Origin of the sequence: Tsukamurella ocularis, from assembly GCF_024807615.1 — a bacterium.
In the GTDB taxonomy this organism is placed as follows: Bacteria; Actinomycetota; Actinomycetes; order Mycobacteriales; family Mycobacteriaceae; genus Tsukamurella; species Tsukamurella ocularis.
Map to the genome: position 1 here is coordinate 227,487 of NZ_JANUCJ010000004.1, position 13,567 is coordinate 241,053.

The window sequence follows — 13,567 nt, forward strand, 5'->3', positions numbered from 1 at the left end:
GGCGCGCCGCCGCATCGACGCCTGCCTCCCCCCTGGCGACCACCCGGCGTGAATTCTTCGGCGACGATACTGAACTCGAACGGGCGCGCGTCCTGGCGACCGGGATCGTCGACGCCGTGGGTCGTCCTCGCATCGGCGCGTGGCCGTCCCGGTCGTTGCGGCAGGTGTCGCTGTCCTCGCTGCCGTCGTCGGTGAACGGTTCGATCGCCGCGCGGGCTACGGCGTGATCGCTGGGTAGATCAGGCACGTGGTGGTGCCGTGCGCGACGAGCCGGCCGCGCTCGTCCTCGACCCGGCCCTCCGCTGTCGCGACCTGACGGCCGCCGTGGATGACCCGACCGGTCGCAGTGAGGTGGACGCCGTCGGTGGGCACGGTGCGCACGTAGTTCACCTTCAGCTCCAGGGTTCCATAGCCCACGCCGGGGCCGAGCGTGGTGTGCACGGCGCAACCCATGACCGAGTCCAGCAGGGTGGCGCAGATCCCACCGTGCACGCTGCCGAGGGGGTTTGCGAAGTCGGTGCGGGTGTCGAGGCTGAAGGTGACCTCGCCCTCGTTCACCTCGTCGATGCGCATGCCCAGCAGGCCGCCGATGCCGTGCTCCGTGACGGGCAGTGCGGCGGCTGCGCGCAGTAGCTCCAGGCCGCTGGGGATCTCGTTCGTGGTCGACATGCTCGCTCCTTCGATCGGATGATGCGCTTCCCGCACCGCCTAGTATACCGATCGGTATACTTGCGGTCCATGGGTGTTGCGTAAAGGTGGCGCGGCACCCGGCGATCCGACAAGGAGGAGCGATGAATTCCAGGGACGACCTGATACGTGCCACCATCGCTCTGATGCGTGATCACGGCGTGGCCGGTACGGGCGTCGCCGACATCATCGAGGGCAGCGGTCGTTCGCGACGCACCGTCTACATGAACTTTCCGGGTGGGAAGTCGGAGCTCGTGGACACCGCGACGCGGACGGCGGGCCGCTACATCGCGGGTCTGATCGAGGCGGCGATCGCGAAGTCGACCGGCCGCACCGACATGCTCGAGCAGGTCGGGGCAGCCTGGCGACAGGTTCTGGTCTCGTCCGGGTTCAGGTCGGGTTGTCCGATCGTTGCAGCAGCCCTGGGGAGGGCGGATTCCGGTCCCGCAGCGGATGCGGCAGGGGAGGCGTTCGAGACCTGGATCGCTCTGCTGGCGAACCGGTTCGAGGAGGATGGCGGAGGGGCGAGGGCGGCGCGAAGGGCGGCGACAACCATCATCGCCGCCATCGAGGGCGCGGTGATCATGAGTAGCGCGACGCGATCCACGCAGCCGCTCGACGATGTCGAGGCGTCGCTGCTCGCGATGTACGGCGACCGCTAGGAGGATTCACCGTACGTCGACGAATGTGATGCGCACGCTGATCGGATCGGAGGCGAGGGCCTGGAATGCCGACGTGGTGATCCCTGCGAGTGCCGCGCTCGGTGCGAACGACCGCGTGCGAGCGTGGGTGTCGTCCTCCGGCCGGAACTCCGCCGTGCCGGTTCGCCAGGTCCCGCCCTGCAGTATCCGGACCTCGGGATCGGCGGTCACGTTCAGTGCCCAGCCGGACCGCCGGCCGTGCTGGCTGACGACCCAGGCGCCTTCGGCATCGAACGTCGCCGCGACCGGCACCGCGCGGGGCGCGCCGCTCTTCCGTCCCCGGGTTTCCAGGGTGGTCGCGAGCGACGTGCGCACGCCGAGTCGCCGCAATCCGCTCACGATCGGATTCGCGATGTATCGCCCGATCAGCCTCTCGCGCTGGAATTTCCGGATCGCACGTTGCTGCGCACTCGGATCTGGACGTCGTGGCATGGTGGCCCTCTCGATCGGTGTCGTCCCGCTAGGTAAACCATACGGTCTACCTAGCGCGCCCGCTACTGGAGGCGGAACCGCAGGGTCGCGATCACGTCGTCCAGGGCCTCGGTGAGCACGCGCACCCGGTCGGCGGGGCCGGGTGCGGCGAGCGCTCGGTGCCGGTCGGCATCGGCCAGCGGCAGTGCCCGGGCGAGGTAGTAGCTTCGCTCCACAGGGTTCTCGGGGAGCTTCAGCTTCGGCCAGGCGCGAGGCCTGCCTCCCTCGCTGCGGGCGAGTCGCGCTGCGAGTCTTTCGATCTCGTTGCGTCTGCCGAGCAGTGGAATGAGGTCGACGGCGGGCTGTACCTCGTCCGGCCAGCTCTCCGCCTCGGCGAGGGGGTAGGGATCGTCGGGCAGCCAGCCCGTGACCCGGATGCGGTCCGTGCCCTGGCAGATCAGCGTGAACTCGCCGCCCGGGCGGCGCACGTACCGGTCGATGAGTGCCACGGTGCCGATATCCGTGCGCACGTCGCCGCCGCCCACCTCGCTGCCGCGTTCGATGAGGACCACGCCGAACCGGCCGTCGGTCGCGAGGCACTGCTCCACCATCCGCCGATATCGCGGCTCGAAGACGCGCAGCGGCAGCTCCTCGCCGGGCAGGAGTACGGCGCCGAGCGGGAACATCGGCAGTTCGGTCACCGCTACAGCATGCACTGCGGGCGGTATCGTCGCGGCCATGACGGCCCCGAACGACTGGTTGGCAGCCCTGGAGCGGGACGGTAGCGCGGTCGCCGCCACCCCGCCGGAGCGGCTGGCCCTCGACGTCCCGAGCTGCCCCGGGTGGACGGTGCGCGACCTCATCGTGCATCTCGGCGGAGTCCATCGCTGGGCCGCGACCTTCCTCGCCGAGGGCCCGGATTCGACGAACCGGTTCGCGCCGATCGAGGACGACGCCCCGGCGGGGGCGGCCGTGACCGCCTGGTACCGCGACCGCCTCGACGGCCTGCTGGCCGAGCTGCGCCGCCACGACCCGGACGCGCCGGCCCGCGCTTTCACCGGCCGCGCCACCGCCGGCTTCTGGATGCGACGCCAGGCCCACGAGACCGCCGTGCACCGCTGGGACGCCGAGAACTCCTGGAACGCAGCGCGACCCGTCGAATCCGTGCTCGCCGGGGACGGGATCGAGGAGTGGGCCCAGGTGTTCGCCGGACGGTTCCTGGCTCGCGGCCCCGGGCTACCGGACGGGCTGGTCGGGCGGACCGTCCACCTGCACGGCACCGACCGCGACGACGCGGAATGGACCCTCACGCTCGCGCGGGAGTCGATCGCCGTCGAGCGCGGGCACGCGAAGGGAGACGTCGCGCTCCGCAGTGCCACGTCGGACCTGTACCTCGCGCTGTGGCGGCGGGTGCCGCTCGCCGAGCTTGAGATCTTCGGCGACGCCAGCGTCGCCGCGGCATTGCTGGACGCGGTTCAGGTCACGTAACCTGGAGCGATGACGAATCATGGAAGGGGCGCCACGCCTCACACCGTCTGATGGCCGAGCTGCGGGTGAAGTCCCGCTCCGAACTGCGCCGCACACGGCGGCGCCAGGGTCACTCCTGTTGGGATCACCTCATCGTCGCCCCGCTCTGGGCGCAGCACGGCGCGAACCTCGGCACCCTGCTGCGGACCTGCGACGCCGTCGGCGCGTGTATGGCGGTCCCGTCGCACGACTGGGTGAAGAACGCACTGCGCAAGGGCAATACCCTGCCCGGGCCCAGTTGCATCCACCGCGTCGGCAACCCGCAGAACTGGCTGCTGAAGCAGCGCGAATGCGGCTCGCGCATCATCGGGGTGGAGCTGGCCGAGGGTGCCACGCGCTTGGGCGACCTCCCGCCCGCGCGGGAGCGCACCGTCGTCGTGCTGGGCCACGAGTTCTCCGGGATCCCGAGCGACACCCTGCATCTGCTGGACGAGGCCGTCGAGATCCCCATGATCGGGCGGGGCGCGAGCCTCAACGTCGCGGTCGCCGGTTCGCTCGTGCTGTACCGCCTCGCGGGCCTGGCCTGAAGGACGCTGGCGTCAGCGGGTCCGCAGCGCGCGGAGCACCGTATCGACCTGTCCCCGGGCCTCCGCATTGCCCTTGTTCGAGCCGCCGAGGAAGTAGGAGGTGGGCGTCGTACCGACGACGATGACCGTGAACCAGTCCGTTTCCGGCCCGCCGGGCCCGTCCGGGATGTTGACGTTGAGATCCACTCGTGTGCCCTTCACGCCGCCGATGACGACCGGGGTGAGTCTCCGGTCCGCCGTGGTGCGCGGCGAGGGCGCCGTGCGATCCGGGAACCGGCAGAGGGAGAACGCCAGCGCCATCGCGGCGGTGTCGTGGCTGTCCGGGCTCACCCGCAGGCGGCCGACCTCGACGAGGTTCATCACGCGCCCGCCCGGCGAATACCGGGCCGCGGCCGTCGTCTCGGCGCCACGGGAGCCGCCGGTGCCGAGCTGCCAGTCCTGGACCAGGGCAGCGGGAAAGGTGAGCGGTGCGGTGCCGAACAGCCCGCCGGCCGTGGAGGGTGCACCGACGGAGGGGGACGGCGAGCAGCTGACGGCGTTCGGTTCCGCCTGCGCGGCACCGGGTACGGCGACACAGGCGATCGCCGTGGCTGCGGCCGAAGCGACGAGCTTGCGGACGGACATGTGACCCCGATTCCCGATATGGTGAATATCAAATTCGACATTATCATCGAATTCTCGATGCACAGTGGAGAATCATGGTTGTCGGGCACAACGTTCGGGCGCCGCTCGTAGGGTGCAGTGCATGACTGCTCAGGCTTGGCTCGACTCGATCGCCGCCGACGGTGCCCGCATCGCCGCGATCGACCCCGCGCACCTCGCGCACCCCGTCCCCAGCTGCCCCGGGTGGACGGTGCGCGACGGCATCGTCCACACCGCCGGCGCCCACCGCTGGGCCACCGCCTTCCTGCAGGCGGGACCGGATTCGAAGGAGCGCTTCATCCCCGACGTCTCCGACGCGCCCGACGGCGACGCGGTCCTCGGGTGGTACGCGGGCGTCAACGCCGCACTGCTCGACGAGTTGCGCCGGCACGAGCCCGACGAGCCCGCGCGCGCCTTCATCGGCCGCACCGTCGCCGCGTTCTGGATGCGCCGGATGACGCAGGAGGTCTCCATCCACCGCTGGGACCTGCAGAACTCGCTGCCCGACGGTGCCGAGCCCCTCCCGGCGTGGACCGCCGCCGACGGCATCACCGAACTGACGCAGATGCAGATCCCGCTCATCGTCGGTAAGAAGGGGCTGCCCGACGCACTCGCGGGGAAGCTGATCGCGATCGAGGCGACCGACACGGGGGACTGGTGGACGCTACGGCTGCGCGCCGACGGCATCGACGTCCTCGATGCGCCAGTGCCGGCGGACCTGACGCTGCGCGGCACCGCGTCGGACCTGGACCTGGTGCTCTGGCGCAGGGTCGAGGCCGGCACCGTCGAGCTGGACGGCGATCGATCCATCCTCGACGGGTTGCTCGAAGTGGTGATCATCTGACGGGATCCTGCGGTGGATAGTGCCCGCTGAGCGGCGAAAATCCACCGCAGGGCGCGGCTAGGAGCCGGGGCGCTCGAGGTACCGCTTCATATCGGCGAGGTCGGCCTCCACCGCTTTGCGCACTGTGCCGGTGAGGGGCTTGGTGAGCACGGCGAGGATGCGGCTGACCGTCGTGGCGGGCTCGCCGCCGAAGGTCATCGTGACGCGGGTGCCGACACCGTCGTCCTGGAAGCGGAACTCGGTGCGGTAGCGGACCCCGGGCCCGTCGGCCTCGACCGTGTAGCCCGACGGGGCGTCGAACGCCGTGATCTCCATCTCCTCGGTGGCGGCGCGGCCGTACATGCGCCGCGTCTCGCGCCAGCGGGTGCCCTGACCGGTGCGGACGGCGGAGACGAACTCGACGTGTTCGATCCCGGACATCGTGGCAGGCGCGCTCTCGATGTCGGCGAACGCCTCGAAGACCGCGGCGCGGGGCGCGGCGATGACGATCGTGCTGGTGATCTGCATGCGCGGAGGCTACCCGGGGACTCCGACGCGCGACACGCCGAACTGGCGCGATGCACTAGGTGTTGCGTTTCCCGGACTTGTCGGCCCCAAGGGGTAGTGTCATGAGCGTTGAAATCCAGCTCCGCGAAAACCGAGGTGTCATGTCTGAAACCGCCGCTCACAGCCCCGCCGACGGAGCCCCGCTCAAGCTGGTCAGCCGGGTGTCGGCGATCAACTGGAACCGGGTGCCGGATGAGAAGGACGCCGAGGTCTGGGACCGGTTGACGGGCAACTTCTGGCTGCCCGAGAAGGTGCCGGTCAGCAACGACATCCCGTCGTGGGGCACGCTCACCGAGCACGAGAAGCAGCTCACCATGCGGGTCTTCACGGGCCTGACGCTGCTCGACACGATTCAGGGCACCGTCGGCGCGGTCTCGCTGATCCCCGACGCGATCACCCCGCACGAGGAGGCGGTGTACACCAACATCGCGTTCATGGAGTCGGTGCACGCGAAGAGCTACAGCTCGATCTTCTCGACGCTGTGCAGCACGCGCGAGATCGACGACGCCTTCCGCTGGTCGGAGGAGAACGAGCACCTGCAGCGCAAGGCGTCCATCGTCATGGACTACTACCGTGGAGACGACCCGCTCAAGCGCAAGGTGGCTTCCACGCTGCTCGAGTCGTTCCTGTTCTACAGCGGCTTCTACCTGCCGATGTACTGGTCCTCGCGGGCCAAGCTCACCAACACGGCCGACATGATCCGCCTGATCATCCGTGATGAGGCCGTGCACGGGTACTACATCGGTTACAAGTACCAGCGCGGGCTGGAGACGCAGACCCCGAAGCGCCGCGAGGAGCTCAAGGACTACACATTCGACCTGCTCATGGAGCTGTACTCCAACGAGGAGGACTACACCGAGTCGCTGTACGACGAGGTCGGTCTCACCGAGGACGTGAAGAAGTTCCTGCGGTACAACGCGAACAAGGCGCTGATGAACCTGGGCTACGAGGCCCTGTTCCCCAAGGATGCCACCGACGTGAACCCGGCGATCCTCTCCGCGCTGTCGCCCAATGCCGACGAGAATCACGACTTCTTCTCCGGATCCGGCTCGTCGTACGTGATCGGCAAGGCCGTCAACACCGAAGACGAGGACTGGGACTTCTGACCCCGGACGACGACGGAGAGGCCCGCCCGCGCTCGAGCCCCTGGTGGCTCGTCGGCGCGGGCGTTCTCGTTCTCGCGTTCGCATTCCTGCCGCGAGCGGTCTACGGCACGGACGCCGATGCCAGGGCCGTCGCTGAGTTTCCGCCCTGGCTGCTCGGAGAGCGGGCGGAGCTCACGGCCGGGCTGGAATCGCTCGTCAACGATTGGGCGGGCTTCCACCTCATCAAGGCGGTGATCGCCGCGTTGCTCGTCGCGCTCGCGCTCTACGTCGGCCATCGGGCGTTGGCGCTGATCCCGACGGTCTTGCTCGTCGCCAACGTCCAGGGCGTTGTCGCGCCGCTGTCATCGGCGTTCTCGCTGCTCGACCCGGTGCGACTGCGGACGGGGGAGCCCGGGTGGGCGCTCGCACTGATGCGCACCGAGCTGCGAGCGACGCCGTCCGGCCCGGTCCGGGCGCTGGTCGATGACTTCGCTTGCTACCACGTGGCGGTATCGGTCATGGCCGGCGTGCTGACCGTCGTGCTGCTGGCCCTCGCCGTCCGCGCCTGGCGGCAGGACCGTCGACGGTGGGCGGTGGCGACGCTCGTGACGGCCGTCGTCGCCGCAGTGGTCGCCGTCGCGAACGTCACGACGACCCTGGATCCCGTCCGAGGCCTGCTCGACTTCATCGGCGCTTCCTAGCGGTTCCGGCGGCGACATCCTGGGGATTCGTGCGCCGAAACCGCAGGGAACTGGGACAGTGGTGGGGAGGAACGGGGAGCGATGTTGGAGATCAGGCCGAACTGCGAGTGCTGCGGGCGCGACCTCGCACCGGACGCGCGCGACGTGCTCATCTGCACCTTCGAGTGCACGTGGTGCGCGGACTGCAACGACGAGAAGTTGCACGGCACGTGCCCCAACTGCGGCGGCGAGCTCGTCCGCCGCCCGATCCGACCCGCGGCCCTGCTCGAAGCCCATCCCGCCTCGACGGCCCGCGTCGTCAGCGAGACCTGCCGCTAGGTCTCCCGCCCTAGTCCGGCGCCACCTCGCGCAGCCGGCCAGTGGCGACGTCGAAGACGAAGCCGCGCAACGACGTCGTGGACGGGATGAAGGGACTCGCCGCCACGCGCTTGAGCGACTGGCGCACGTCGGTGTCCAGATCGGCGAAGGCCTCGGCCGCCCAGGCGGGCTTGATGCCGGTCTCGGCCAGGATGTCCGCCTTGAAGCCGTCGTCGGTGAACGTCAGCATGCCGCAGTCGGTGTGGTGGATCAGGATGATCTCGGTCGTGCCGAGCAGCCGCTGGCTGATCGCCAGCGAGCGGATCTGGTCCTCGGTGATCACACCGCCGGCGTTGCGGATGACGTGCGCCTCGCCCTCGTGAAGGCCGAGGACGCGGTAGACGTCGAGCCGGGCGTCCATGCAGGCGACGACCGCGACGTGTTTCGACGGTGGGAGGGGCAGCGGGCCGGAGAAGGCCGCGGCGTAGGCGTCGTTGTTCGCGAGTAGTTCATCGGTGACGGTCATGGATCCATGGTCGATCGCGCATGGGGCGCTGCCCACCGTTGCACTCCTGCTGCGTCAATCGGCGAGAGGGAGGTCGTCGCGGTCGGCCCACTCGACGAGCGTGTCCAGGGAGAAGGCCTCGTCGTCAATGGATGCGTGCAGGTCGCCGAGGTCCGTGAAGCGCGCCGGGAGGGTGCGGATGGTGAAGTCGTCGGGGTGCACGTCCGGCACCTCGTCCCACGTGATCGGGGCGGAGGCGGTGGCGATCGGGGTGCCGCGCAGCGAGTACGCGCACGCGATCGTGTGATCGCGGGCGTTCTGGTTGTAGTCGAGGAACACGGCCGCGGGGTCGCGATCCTTACGCCACCACACGGTCGTGACGTCCGACGGTGCCCGGCGCTCCACCTCCCGGGCGAAGGCGAGGGCGCACCGTCGGACCTCCGAGAACGTCCAACGGGGCTCAATCCGCACATACACGTGCAGGCCGGAGCCGCCCGAGGTCTTCGGGAAGCCACGGATGCCGAGCTCGTCGAGCACCTCGTGCACCACGCCCGCGACCCGCTGCACGCGCTCCCATGAGCAGTCGGGCATCGGGTCGAGGTCGATCCGCCACTCGTCGGGATGGTCCAGATCGCCCGCGCGGCAGTTCCAGGGGTGGAACTCGACCGTCGACATCTGCGCCGCCCAGATCACCGAGCCGAGCTCCGTGACGACCACCTCGTCGGCGGTGCGGCCGAACCGCGGGAAGTAGATCTCCACCGTCTCGAGCCAGTCCGGCGCGCCGGCGGGGATCCGCTTCTGGTGCACCTTCGCCCCGTCGACGCCCTTGGGGTAGCGGTGCAGCATCGTCGGCCGATCGTGCAGCGCCCGGACGATGCCCGGGCCCACCGATTCGTAGTAGCGCACGACGTCGAGTTTCGTCGCGCCGATCTGCGGGAAGTACACCCGCTCCGGGCTGGAGACGCGCACGACCCGATCACCGACGGTCAGTTCGATCGGCTCGCCGTGCGCGGAGGAGGCCACGGCGCTGAGAGTACGCGCCCGGGCGGGACTACGCGCCCAGGAAGCGGCCCAGCGGGCGCTTGCGCTTACCCGACGGGCGGCCCCTCACGACGCCCGCGACGACGTCCTCAGCGAACTTCTCCACCGTCTCCTGCGAGTCGGTCTTGTTCGTGCCGATGAAGCCGTTGGGGCCCCGCTTGATCCAGCCCGTGACGTACACGCCGGGGAGCGGCGCACCGTCGTCGCCGAGGACCCGGCCGGCCTCGTTCGGCAGCACCGCGCGGCGGTCGTCGAAGGGCAGGCCCGGCACCGGGACGCCCCGATAGCCGACGGAGGTGAACACCATGCCGACGGGCAGGTCGATCGCCTCGCCGGTCACGGTGTGCTTCGCGTGCAGGACCAGGCCGTCGTCGGTGGCCTCGATCGACTCGGGCGTGGTGAGGAAGCGCAGTCGGATGCGGCGGGGCGCCTCCGACTGGGTCTCCAGCGACTCGAGGAGCTCCAGCTTGTGCCCGATCAGCTCGGAATCGCTGCCTGCGACCAGGGTCTCGGCGACGTCGGGGTCCGGGTGCACGATGACGGTGCGTTCGTCGGCGAGGCCGAGCGCCTCCGGCAGGGTGAAGGCGGCGTGCTCGGGGCCGCGGCGGGCCACGATCACGACCTCCTCGACCTTCGACTCGCGCAGCGCGGCGAGGGCGGCGGGGGAGATGGTGGTGCCCTCGAGCTCCTCGGGATCGGCCGTGAGGATGCGGGCGGCGTCGAGCGCGACGTTGCCGTTGCCGATGACGACGATGCGGTCGTGCGTGAGATCGACCGCGTCGCCCTTGTGTTCGGGGTGGCCGTTGTACCAGGCGACGAAGTCGGTGGCGCTGCGGACGTTCGGCAGGTCCTCGCCGGTGATGCCCAGCTTCTTATCGGTGCTCGCGCCGACCGCGACGACGATCGCGTCGTGGCGCTTCCGCAGTTCCTCGAGGCTGATGTCGCGCCCGATCTCGGTGTTCAGGTGGATCGTGAAGTTCGGGTCGGCGGCGACCTTGTCGAACAGGCCCGAGACCTTGCGGGTGCGGGTGTGGTCGGGGGCGACGCCGAACCGGGCCAGGCCGTAGGGCGTGGACAGCTTCTCGTAGACGTCGACGGTGACGCCCGGGTAGCGCAGGAGCTCGTCGGCCGCGTACATCGCGGCCGGGCCGCTGCCGATCACGCCGACGCTGATGACGGTGCCCGACGGGATCGGGAGGACCTTCGGCGGCACGGTGTGCGCCATCGGCGGTCGGCTGCGCTCCTGCGGGTTGGGGCCGCCGAGCGAGGAGTTGGCCGGGTCGGCGGCCGCGAGGACGCGGTTGAGCTCGATGTAGACCTTGTGCTCGTCCGGCAGGCGGTGCGCGGGGCCGATGGCGTCGACGGGGCACGCCGTCACGCAGGCGCCGCAGTCGACGCAGGTGGTGGGATCCACGTACAGCATCTCGGCCGTCGCGAAGCCCGGCTCATCGGGCGTCGGGTGGATGCAGTTCACCGGGCACGCGAAGGTGCACGAGGCGTCGCTGCAGCAGGACTGGGTGATGACGTGGGGCATCGAGGAGGCTCCTCCGGGGTGTTCGCATCCGGGCCCGGATACGGGTCCGGCTCGGCGGGTGACCGCCGAGCCGGATATTCGGGGTGGTTCGAGACTACTGCGCGACGTACGACGGCTCGCTGCGGAATCGCGAGGTCCGGCCGTGGATACCCAGCACGCGCCACAGGACGCGGGAGACCGGATTCATCAGGTCCGTGCGCTCCGCGAGCAGGCGGACGTCGCCGAAGATCTCCTGACGCATGGCCTTCGACTCGGGCGAGCGCCAGAAGATGTCCTTCTTGACGGAGCGCGGGATGTCGAAGGTCTCCCAGAACTGCTTCGGCGGGACCATGATCGCGCCCAGCAGGATGCGCATGACCAGTGGCATCGCCAGCGATAGCAGGAAGCGGGGGATCGGGCCGCGGGTCGGCACCTTGTGCTCGAGCAACTGGTGCGCGAACGAGATGTGGCGGGCCTCCTCGGCCACGTGGATCTGCATCACCGAGGTCATCGCCGGGTGCTGCGTGTCGGCCGAGCGCAGGAACTGCTTCTGCAGGTGGTCGATCGGCTCCTCGCCGGCGAGCACGCCCATGTAGAAGATGTTCGGGAAGGTGGTGGCCGCCAGCGGGATGATCGGCGACAGGCGGCGGAACCACCAGGCGCCGCCGGGAACGTCCATGCCCACGCGGTTGACGAACTCCTGGAACATCAGCGTGTGCTGGCACTCCTCCTTCGCCTCGTGGGTGGCGTAGCGGAACTCGGGGGAGTTGTTCGGCTGCACGGCGGTGTACTGCATGATGCCGCGGATCAGGATCGACTCGAACTGCAGGCCGACCTTGGCGACGTTGGCCTGGCGCCACATACCGATCTCGATCTGCTTGGCCAGCGGCTGCTCCTGATACCAGGGGTGGCGGCCGATCGGGTCGAAGCGCGGGTTGCAGACCCAGCGCGGATCGTCGGGGACGATCGCGAGCTCGGGCGAGTCCCAGTCGATGTCGATGTAGGGGTCGAAGTTGCGGCGCACCGACGCCTCCGACAGGTCGTTCAGCGTCTGCTCGTACTCGGCCTGGCCGGGGAACGCGCGGCCACGCATGCGCGCCATATGGGTCACTCGGGGCATGTTCAGCAGGGCCATGATGGATCCTTTCCTGGCACCCTCGACCGGCTCGTACCTGGTGTTTCTTCCGTGACCCTGTGGGAAATCCCACAGGCGTCTGTGCTGGTAGAAGCCGTGTATGAGATTGAATCGTCCTCAGGCTATCACTTGAAACAAGCATGAATGAAGGCTCTTCGGTCGGCAATCTGTGAACACGTGTACACCGAGCTCTCGGCCAGCGGTTTTACCCGGCGGATGTGAGAGGCGTCACGGAGGAACGTTCGCGTTCCGGGGTGTTCTCGCGTCTGCGAGGACGCCGTGGTGGACGCATGCCGAGCACCCCGTCGGGATGCGACGGGGGCGGGGAGGGGAGGCCGCCTAGGAGGAGGCCTTGATGGTGTTGCCGACGTCGTGCAGCACGATGCCGGCGGCGACGGGGCCGCCCGCCGAGAACCAGGCGGAGTCCTCGACCAGGAGCTGCCGCTTGGCAACCACCGCGCGGAGATGCTTCCAGGGCTTCGTGGTCATCACGGCCATGCCGTGTTCGCGGCCCTTGTCGCCCTGATAGCCCACGTAGATCAGGTCGGCGTCGGCGGCGGAGACGTCGTCGCCCGACATCTCGACGGCCTCCGGCTTGCGCTGCGGCTCGGGCCGCACGACCTTGAGATCTGCGAGGACCTGCGCCGCGAGCGGCGCAGTGCCCAGCGCGAGGATCTTGTCGTCCGCGGTGAACCGGACCAGGGAGACGGTGTTGTGCACCGCGTCGATCTTCACCGACTTCTCCGCCACGTCCCGCTGGTAGCGGTCCAGGACGGCCCGCGCCTCTGTGGGCATCCGCACCGCATCGGCCAGGGCGAGGAAGCTGCGGCGCCAGTCCGCCGACGGTGCCGGGATCGTCACCGTCCGGCCCGCGCGGCGGTTCGCGTCCGTCGAGTCCGCGGTGCCGACCGCGACGTCGGCCTGCGCGCCATCGGTGAGTTTCGGGACCCTCGCGAGGGTGGCGCCCAGGTAGGACGGGACGTCCCCGCCGACGGCCTTCACCCGGTTCTGCAGGCCGAGGGCGCAGAGACCGTCGAGGAGTGCGGGGTCGGCCACCGCGATCGCAGCCGGTGCGGCGCCGCCGGCGACCGGGGCGGCGCAGGCCTCGTCGGGCTTGCGGTCGAGACCGATGATGTTCGCCGACGCGAGGCGCGTCGTGGTGGTGGAGATCGAGGCGAAGGGCTGCTGGATCGGCTCCGAACCGCCGCACGCGGTGAGCACCGAGCCGGCGACGACGGTGAGCGCGATCGCGGCGCCCGCCCTGAATGTCGCGGTGCCCGCCCTGAATGTTCCGAGCCTGTTCACGGCAACTGTCCTCACCTGTAGTTCCGACCGTGCGCCACGGTAGCAGCCGAGGCCGTTCCGACCGCTTCCGTGACGCGAGTACGACGCAGAGTAGGACCGC

At 69.6% G+C, this 13,567-nt stretch carries 17 protein-coding genes; 7 read left to right on the forward strand and 10 right to left on the reverse strand.

What is annotated here, in order from left to right; genetic code table 11:
* Positions 1 to 216: 216 nt before the first annotated feature.
* The gene (locus tag HNP44_RS17490) at positions 217 to 669 is read right to left on the reverse strand and encodes a PaaI family thioesterase (protein WP_259142534.1); all 453 of its coding nucleotides are present in this window, start codon (positions 667 to 669) and stop codon (positions 217 to 219) included.
* Between the two features lie 86 nt (positions 670 to 755).
* Here HNP44_RS17490 and HNP44_RS17495 point away from each other — a divergent pair, with 86 nt between their 5' ends.
* Positions 756 to 1,349: a TetR/AcrR family transcriptional regulator gene (locus HNP44_RS17495; RefSeq protein ID WP_259142535.1), complete on the forward strand. Its 594-nt coding sequence runs from the start codon at positions 756 to 758 to the stop codon at positions 1,347 to 1,349.
* Between the two features lie 6 nt (positions 1,350 to 1,355).
* Here the strand turns inward: HNP44_RS17495 and HNP44_RS17500 are convergent, their stop codons facing one another.
* The gene (locus tag HNP44_RS17500) at positions 1,356 to 1,727 is read right to left on the reverse strand and encodes a nitroreductase family deazaflavin-dependent oxidoreductase (protein WP_259142536.1); all 372 of its coding nucleotides are present in this window, start codon (positions 1,725 to 1,727) and stop codon (positions 1,356 to 1,358) included.
* A gap of 155 nt (positions 1,728 to 1,882) precedes the next feature.
* Positions 1,883 to 2,500 (reverse strand): LON peptidase substrate-binding domain-containing protein, encoded by a 618-nt coding sequence (locus HNP44_RS17505; RefSeq protein ID WP_259142537.1) that lies wholly within the window; start codon positions 2,498 to 2,500, stop codon positions 1,883 to 1,885.
* 37 nt (positions 2,501 to 2,537) lie between these two features.
* Between HNP44_RS17505 and HNP44_RS17510 the strand changes: the two genes are divergently transcribed.
* Positions 2,538 to 3,287 carry a maleylpyruvate isomerase family mycothiol-dependent enzyme gene (locus HNP44_RS17510; RefSeq protein ID WP_259142538.1) on the forward strand — a complete coding sequence of 250 codons (750 nt, stop codon included), beginning with the start codon at positions 2,538 to 2,540 and terminating at the stop codon, positions 3,285 to 3,287.
* 50 nt (positions 3,288 to 3,337) lie between these two features.
* Complete coding sequence (locus HNP44_RS17515; RefSeq protein ID WP_259142539.1) at positions 3,338 to 3,853, forward strand: TrmH family RNA methyltransferase; 516 nt, start codon at positions 3,338 to 3,340, stop codon at positions 3,851 to 3,853.
* A gap of 12 nt (positions 3,854 to 3,865) precedes the next feature.
* Here HNP44_RS17515 and HNP44_RS17520 read toward each other — a convergent pair whose 3' ends face one another.
* Complete coding sequence (locus HNP44_RS17520) at positions 3,866 to 4,477, reverse strand: hypothetical protein (RefSeq protein ID WP_259142541.1); 612 nt, start codon at positions 4,475 to 4,477, stop codon at positions 3,866 to 3,868.
* A gap of 121 nt (positions 4,478 to 4,598) precedes the next feature.
* On the opposite strand from HNP44_RS17520, the gene HNP44_RS17525 reads away from it, so the two are divergent.
* Entirely contained in the window at positions 4,599 to 5,339 is a 741-nt protein-coding gene (locus HNP44_RS17525) for a maleylpyruvate isomerase family mycothiol-dependent enzyme (protein ID WP_259142543.1), read from the forward strand.
* 57 nt (positions 5,340 to 5,396) lie between these two features.
* Here HNP44_RS17525 and HNP44_RS17530 read toward each other — a convergent pair whose 3' ends face one another.
* Positions 5,397 to 5,846, reverse strand: coding sequence for an SRPBCC family protein (locus HNP44_RS17530; protein ID WP_259142545.1), 450 nt, complete (start codon positions 5,844 to 5,846; stop codon positions 5,397 to 5,399).
* 140 nt (positions 5,847 to 5,986) lie between these two features.
* Between HNP44_RS17530 and nrdF the strand changes: the two genes are divergently transcribed.
* From nrdF to HNP44_RS17545, 3 genes are all read left to right on the forward strand, one after another.
* On the forward strand, positions 5,987 to 6,991 hold the full coding sequence (nrdF, locus tag HNP44_RS17535; protein ID WP_259142548.1) for a class 1b ribonucleoside-diphosphate reductase subunit beta: 1,005 nt from the start codon (positions 5,987 to 5,989) through the stop codon (positions 6,989 to 6,991).
* A 230-nt stretch (positions 6,992 to 7,221) separates the two neighbouring features.
* On the forward strand, positions 7,222 to 7,671 hold the full coding sequence (locus HNP44_RS17540; protein WP_259142550.1) for a hypothetical protein: 450 nt from the start codon (positions 7,222 to 7,224) through the stop codon (positions 7,669 to 7,671).
* An 81-nt stretch (positions 7,672 to 7,752) separates the two neighbouring features.
* A complete protein-coding gene (locus HNP44_RS17545; protein ID WP_259142552.1) occupies positions 7,753 to 7,989 on the forward strand; it encodes a DUF1272 domain-containing protein in 237 nt (78 codons plus the stop codon).
* Between the two features lie 10 nt (positions 7,990 to 7,999).
* Here HNP44_RS17545 and HNP44_RS17550 read toward each other — a convergent pair whose 3' ends face one another.
* From HNP44_RS17550 to HNP44_RS17570, 5 genes are all read right to left on the reverse strand, one after another.
* Entirely contained in the window at positions 8,000 to 8,494 is a 495-nt protein-coding gene (locus HNP44_RS17550) for a beta-class carbonic anhydrase (protein ID WP_259142553.1), read from the reverse strand.
* A gap of 54 nt (positions 8,495 to 8,548) precedes the next feature.
* Positions 8,549 to 9,496 carry a non-homologous end-joining DNA ligase gene (ligD, locus tag HNP44_RS17555; RefSeq protein ID WP_259142554.1) on the reverse strand — a complete coding sequence of 316 codons (948 nt, stop codon included), beginning with the start codon at positions 9,494 to 9,496 and terminating at the stop codon, positions 8,549 to 8,551.
* A 28-nt stretch (positions 9,497 to 9,524) separates the two neighbouring features.
* Positions 9,525 to 11,048, reverse strand: a complete 1,524-nt coding sequence (locus HNP44_RS17560; protein WP_259142555.1) for an FAD-dependent oxidoreductase — start codon at positions 11,046 to 11,048, stop codon at positions 9,525 to 9,527.
* Positions 11,049 to 11,142: 94 nt separating this feature from the next.
* Complete coding sequence (locus HNP44_RS17565; protein WP_259142955.1) at positions 11,143 to 12,147, reverse strand: AurF N-oxygenase family protein; 1,005 nt, start codon at positions 12,145 to 12,147, stop codon at positions 11,143 to 11,145.
* Positions 12,148 to 12,501: 354 nt separating this feature from the next.
* Positions 12,502 to 13,467 (reverse strand): ABC transporter substrate-binding protein, encoded by a 966-nt coding sequence (locus tag HNP44_RS17570; protein WP_259142556.1) that lies wholly within the window; start codon positions 13,465 to 13,467, stop codon positions 12,502 to 12,504.
* Positions 13,468 to 13,567: the final 100 nt, after the last annotated feature.

Bases quoted from the DNA above. Each gene is read 5' to 3' on its own strand.
- HNP44_RS17515 (WP_259142539.1), top strand. From the start codon at position 3,338: ATGGCCGAGCTGCGGGTGAAGTCCCGCTCCGAACTGCGCCGCACACGG.
- HNP44_RS17530 (WP_259142545.1), bottom strand. From the start codon at position 5,846: ATGCAGATCACCAGCACGATCGTCATCGCCGCGCCCCGCGCCGCGGTC.
- HNP44_RS17545 (WP_259142552.1), top strand. From the start codon at position 7,753: ATGTTGGAGATCAGGCCGAACTGCGAGTGCTGCGGGCGCGACCTCGCA.
- HNP44_RS17525 (WP_259142543.1), top strand. From the start codon at position 4,599: ATGACTGCTCAGGCTTGGCTCGACTCGATCGCCGCCGACGGTGCCCGC.
- HNP44_RS17510 (WP_259142538.1), top strand. From the start codon at position 2,538: ATGACGGCCCCGAACGACTGGTTGGCAGCCCTGGAGCGGGACGGTAGC.
- HNP44_RS17560 (WP_259142555.1), bottom strand. From the start codon at position 11,048: ATGCCCCACGTCATCACCCAGTCCTGCTGCAGCGACGCCTCGTGCACC.
- HNP44_RS17490 (WP_259142534.1), bottom strand. From the start codon at position 669: ATGTCGACCACGAACGAGATCCCCAGCGGCCTGGAGCTACTGCGCGCA.
- HNP44_RS17550 (WP_259142553.1), bottom strand. From the start codon at position 8,494: ATGACCGTCACCGATGAACTACTCGCGAACAACGACGCCTACGCCGCG.
- nrdF (WP_259142548.1), top strand. From the start codon at position 5,987: ATGTCTGAAACCGCCGCTCACAGCCCCGCCGACGGAGCCCCGCTCAAG.
- HNP44_RS17565 (WP_259142955.1), bottom strand. From the start codon at position 12,147: ATGCCCCGAGTGACCCATATGGCGCGCATGCGTGGCCGCGCGTTCCCC.
- HNP44_RS17520 (WP_259142541.1), bottom strand. From the start codon at position 4,477: ATGTCCGTCCGCAAGCTCGTCGCTTCGGCCGCAGCCACGGCGATCGCC.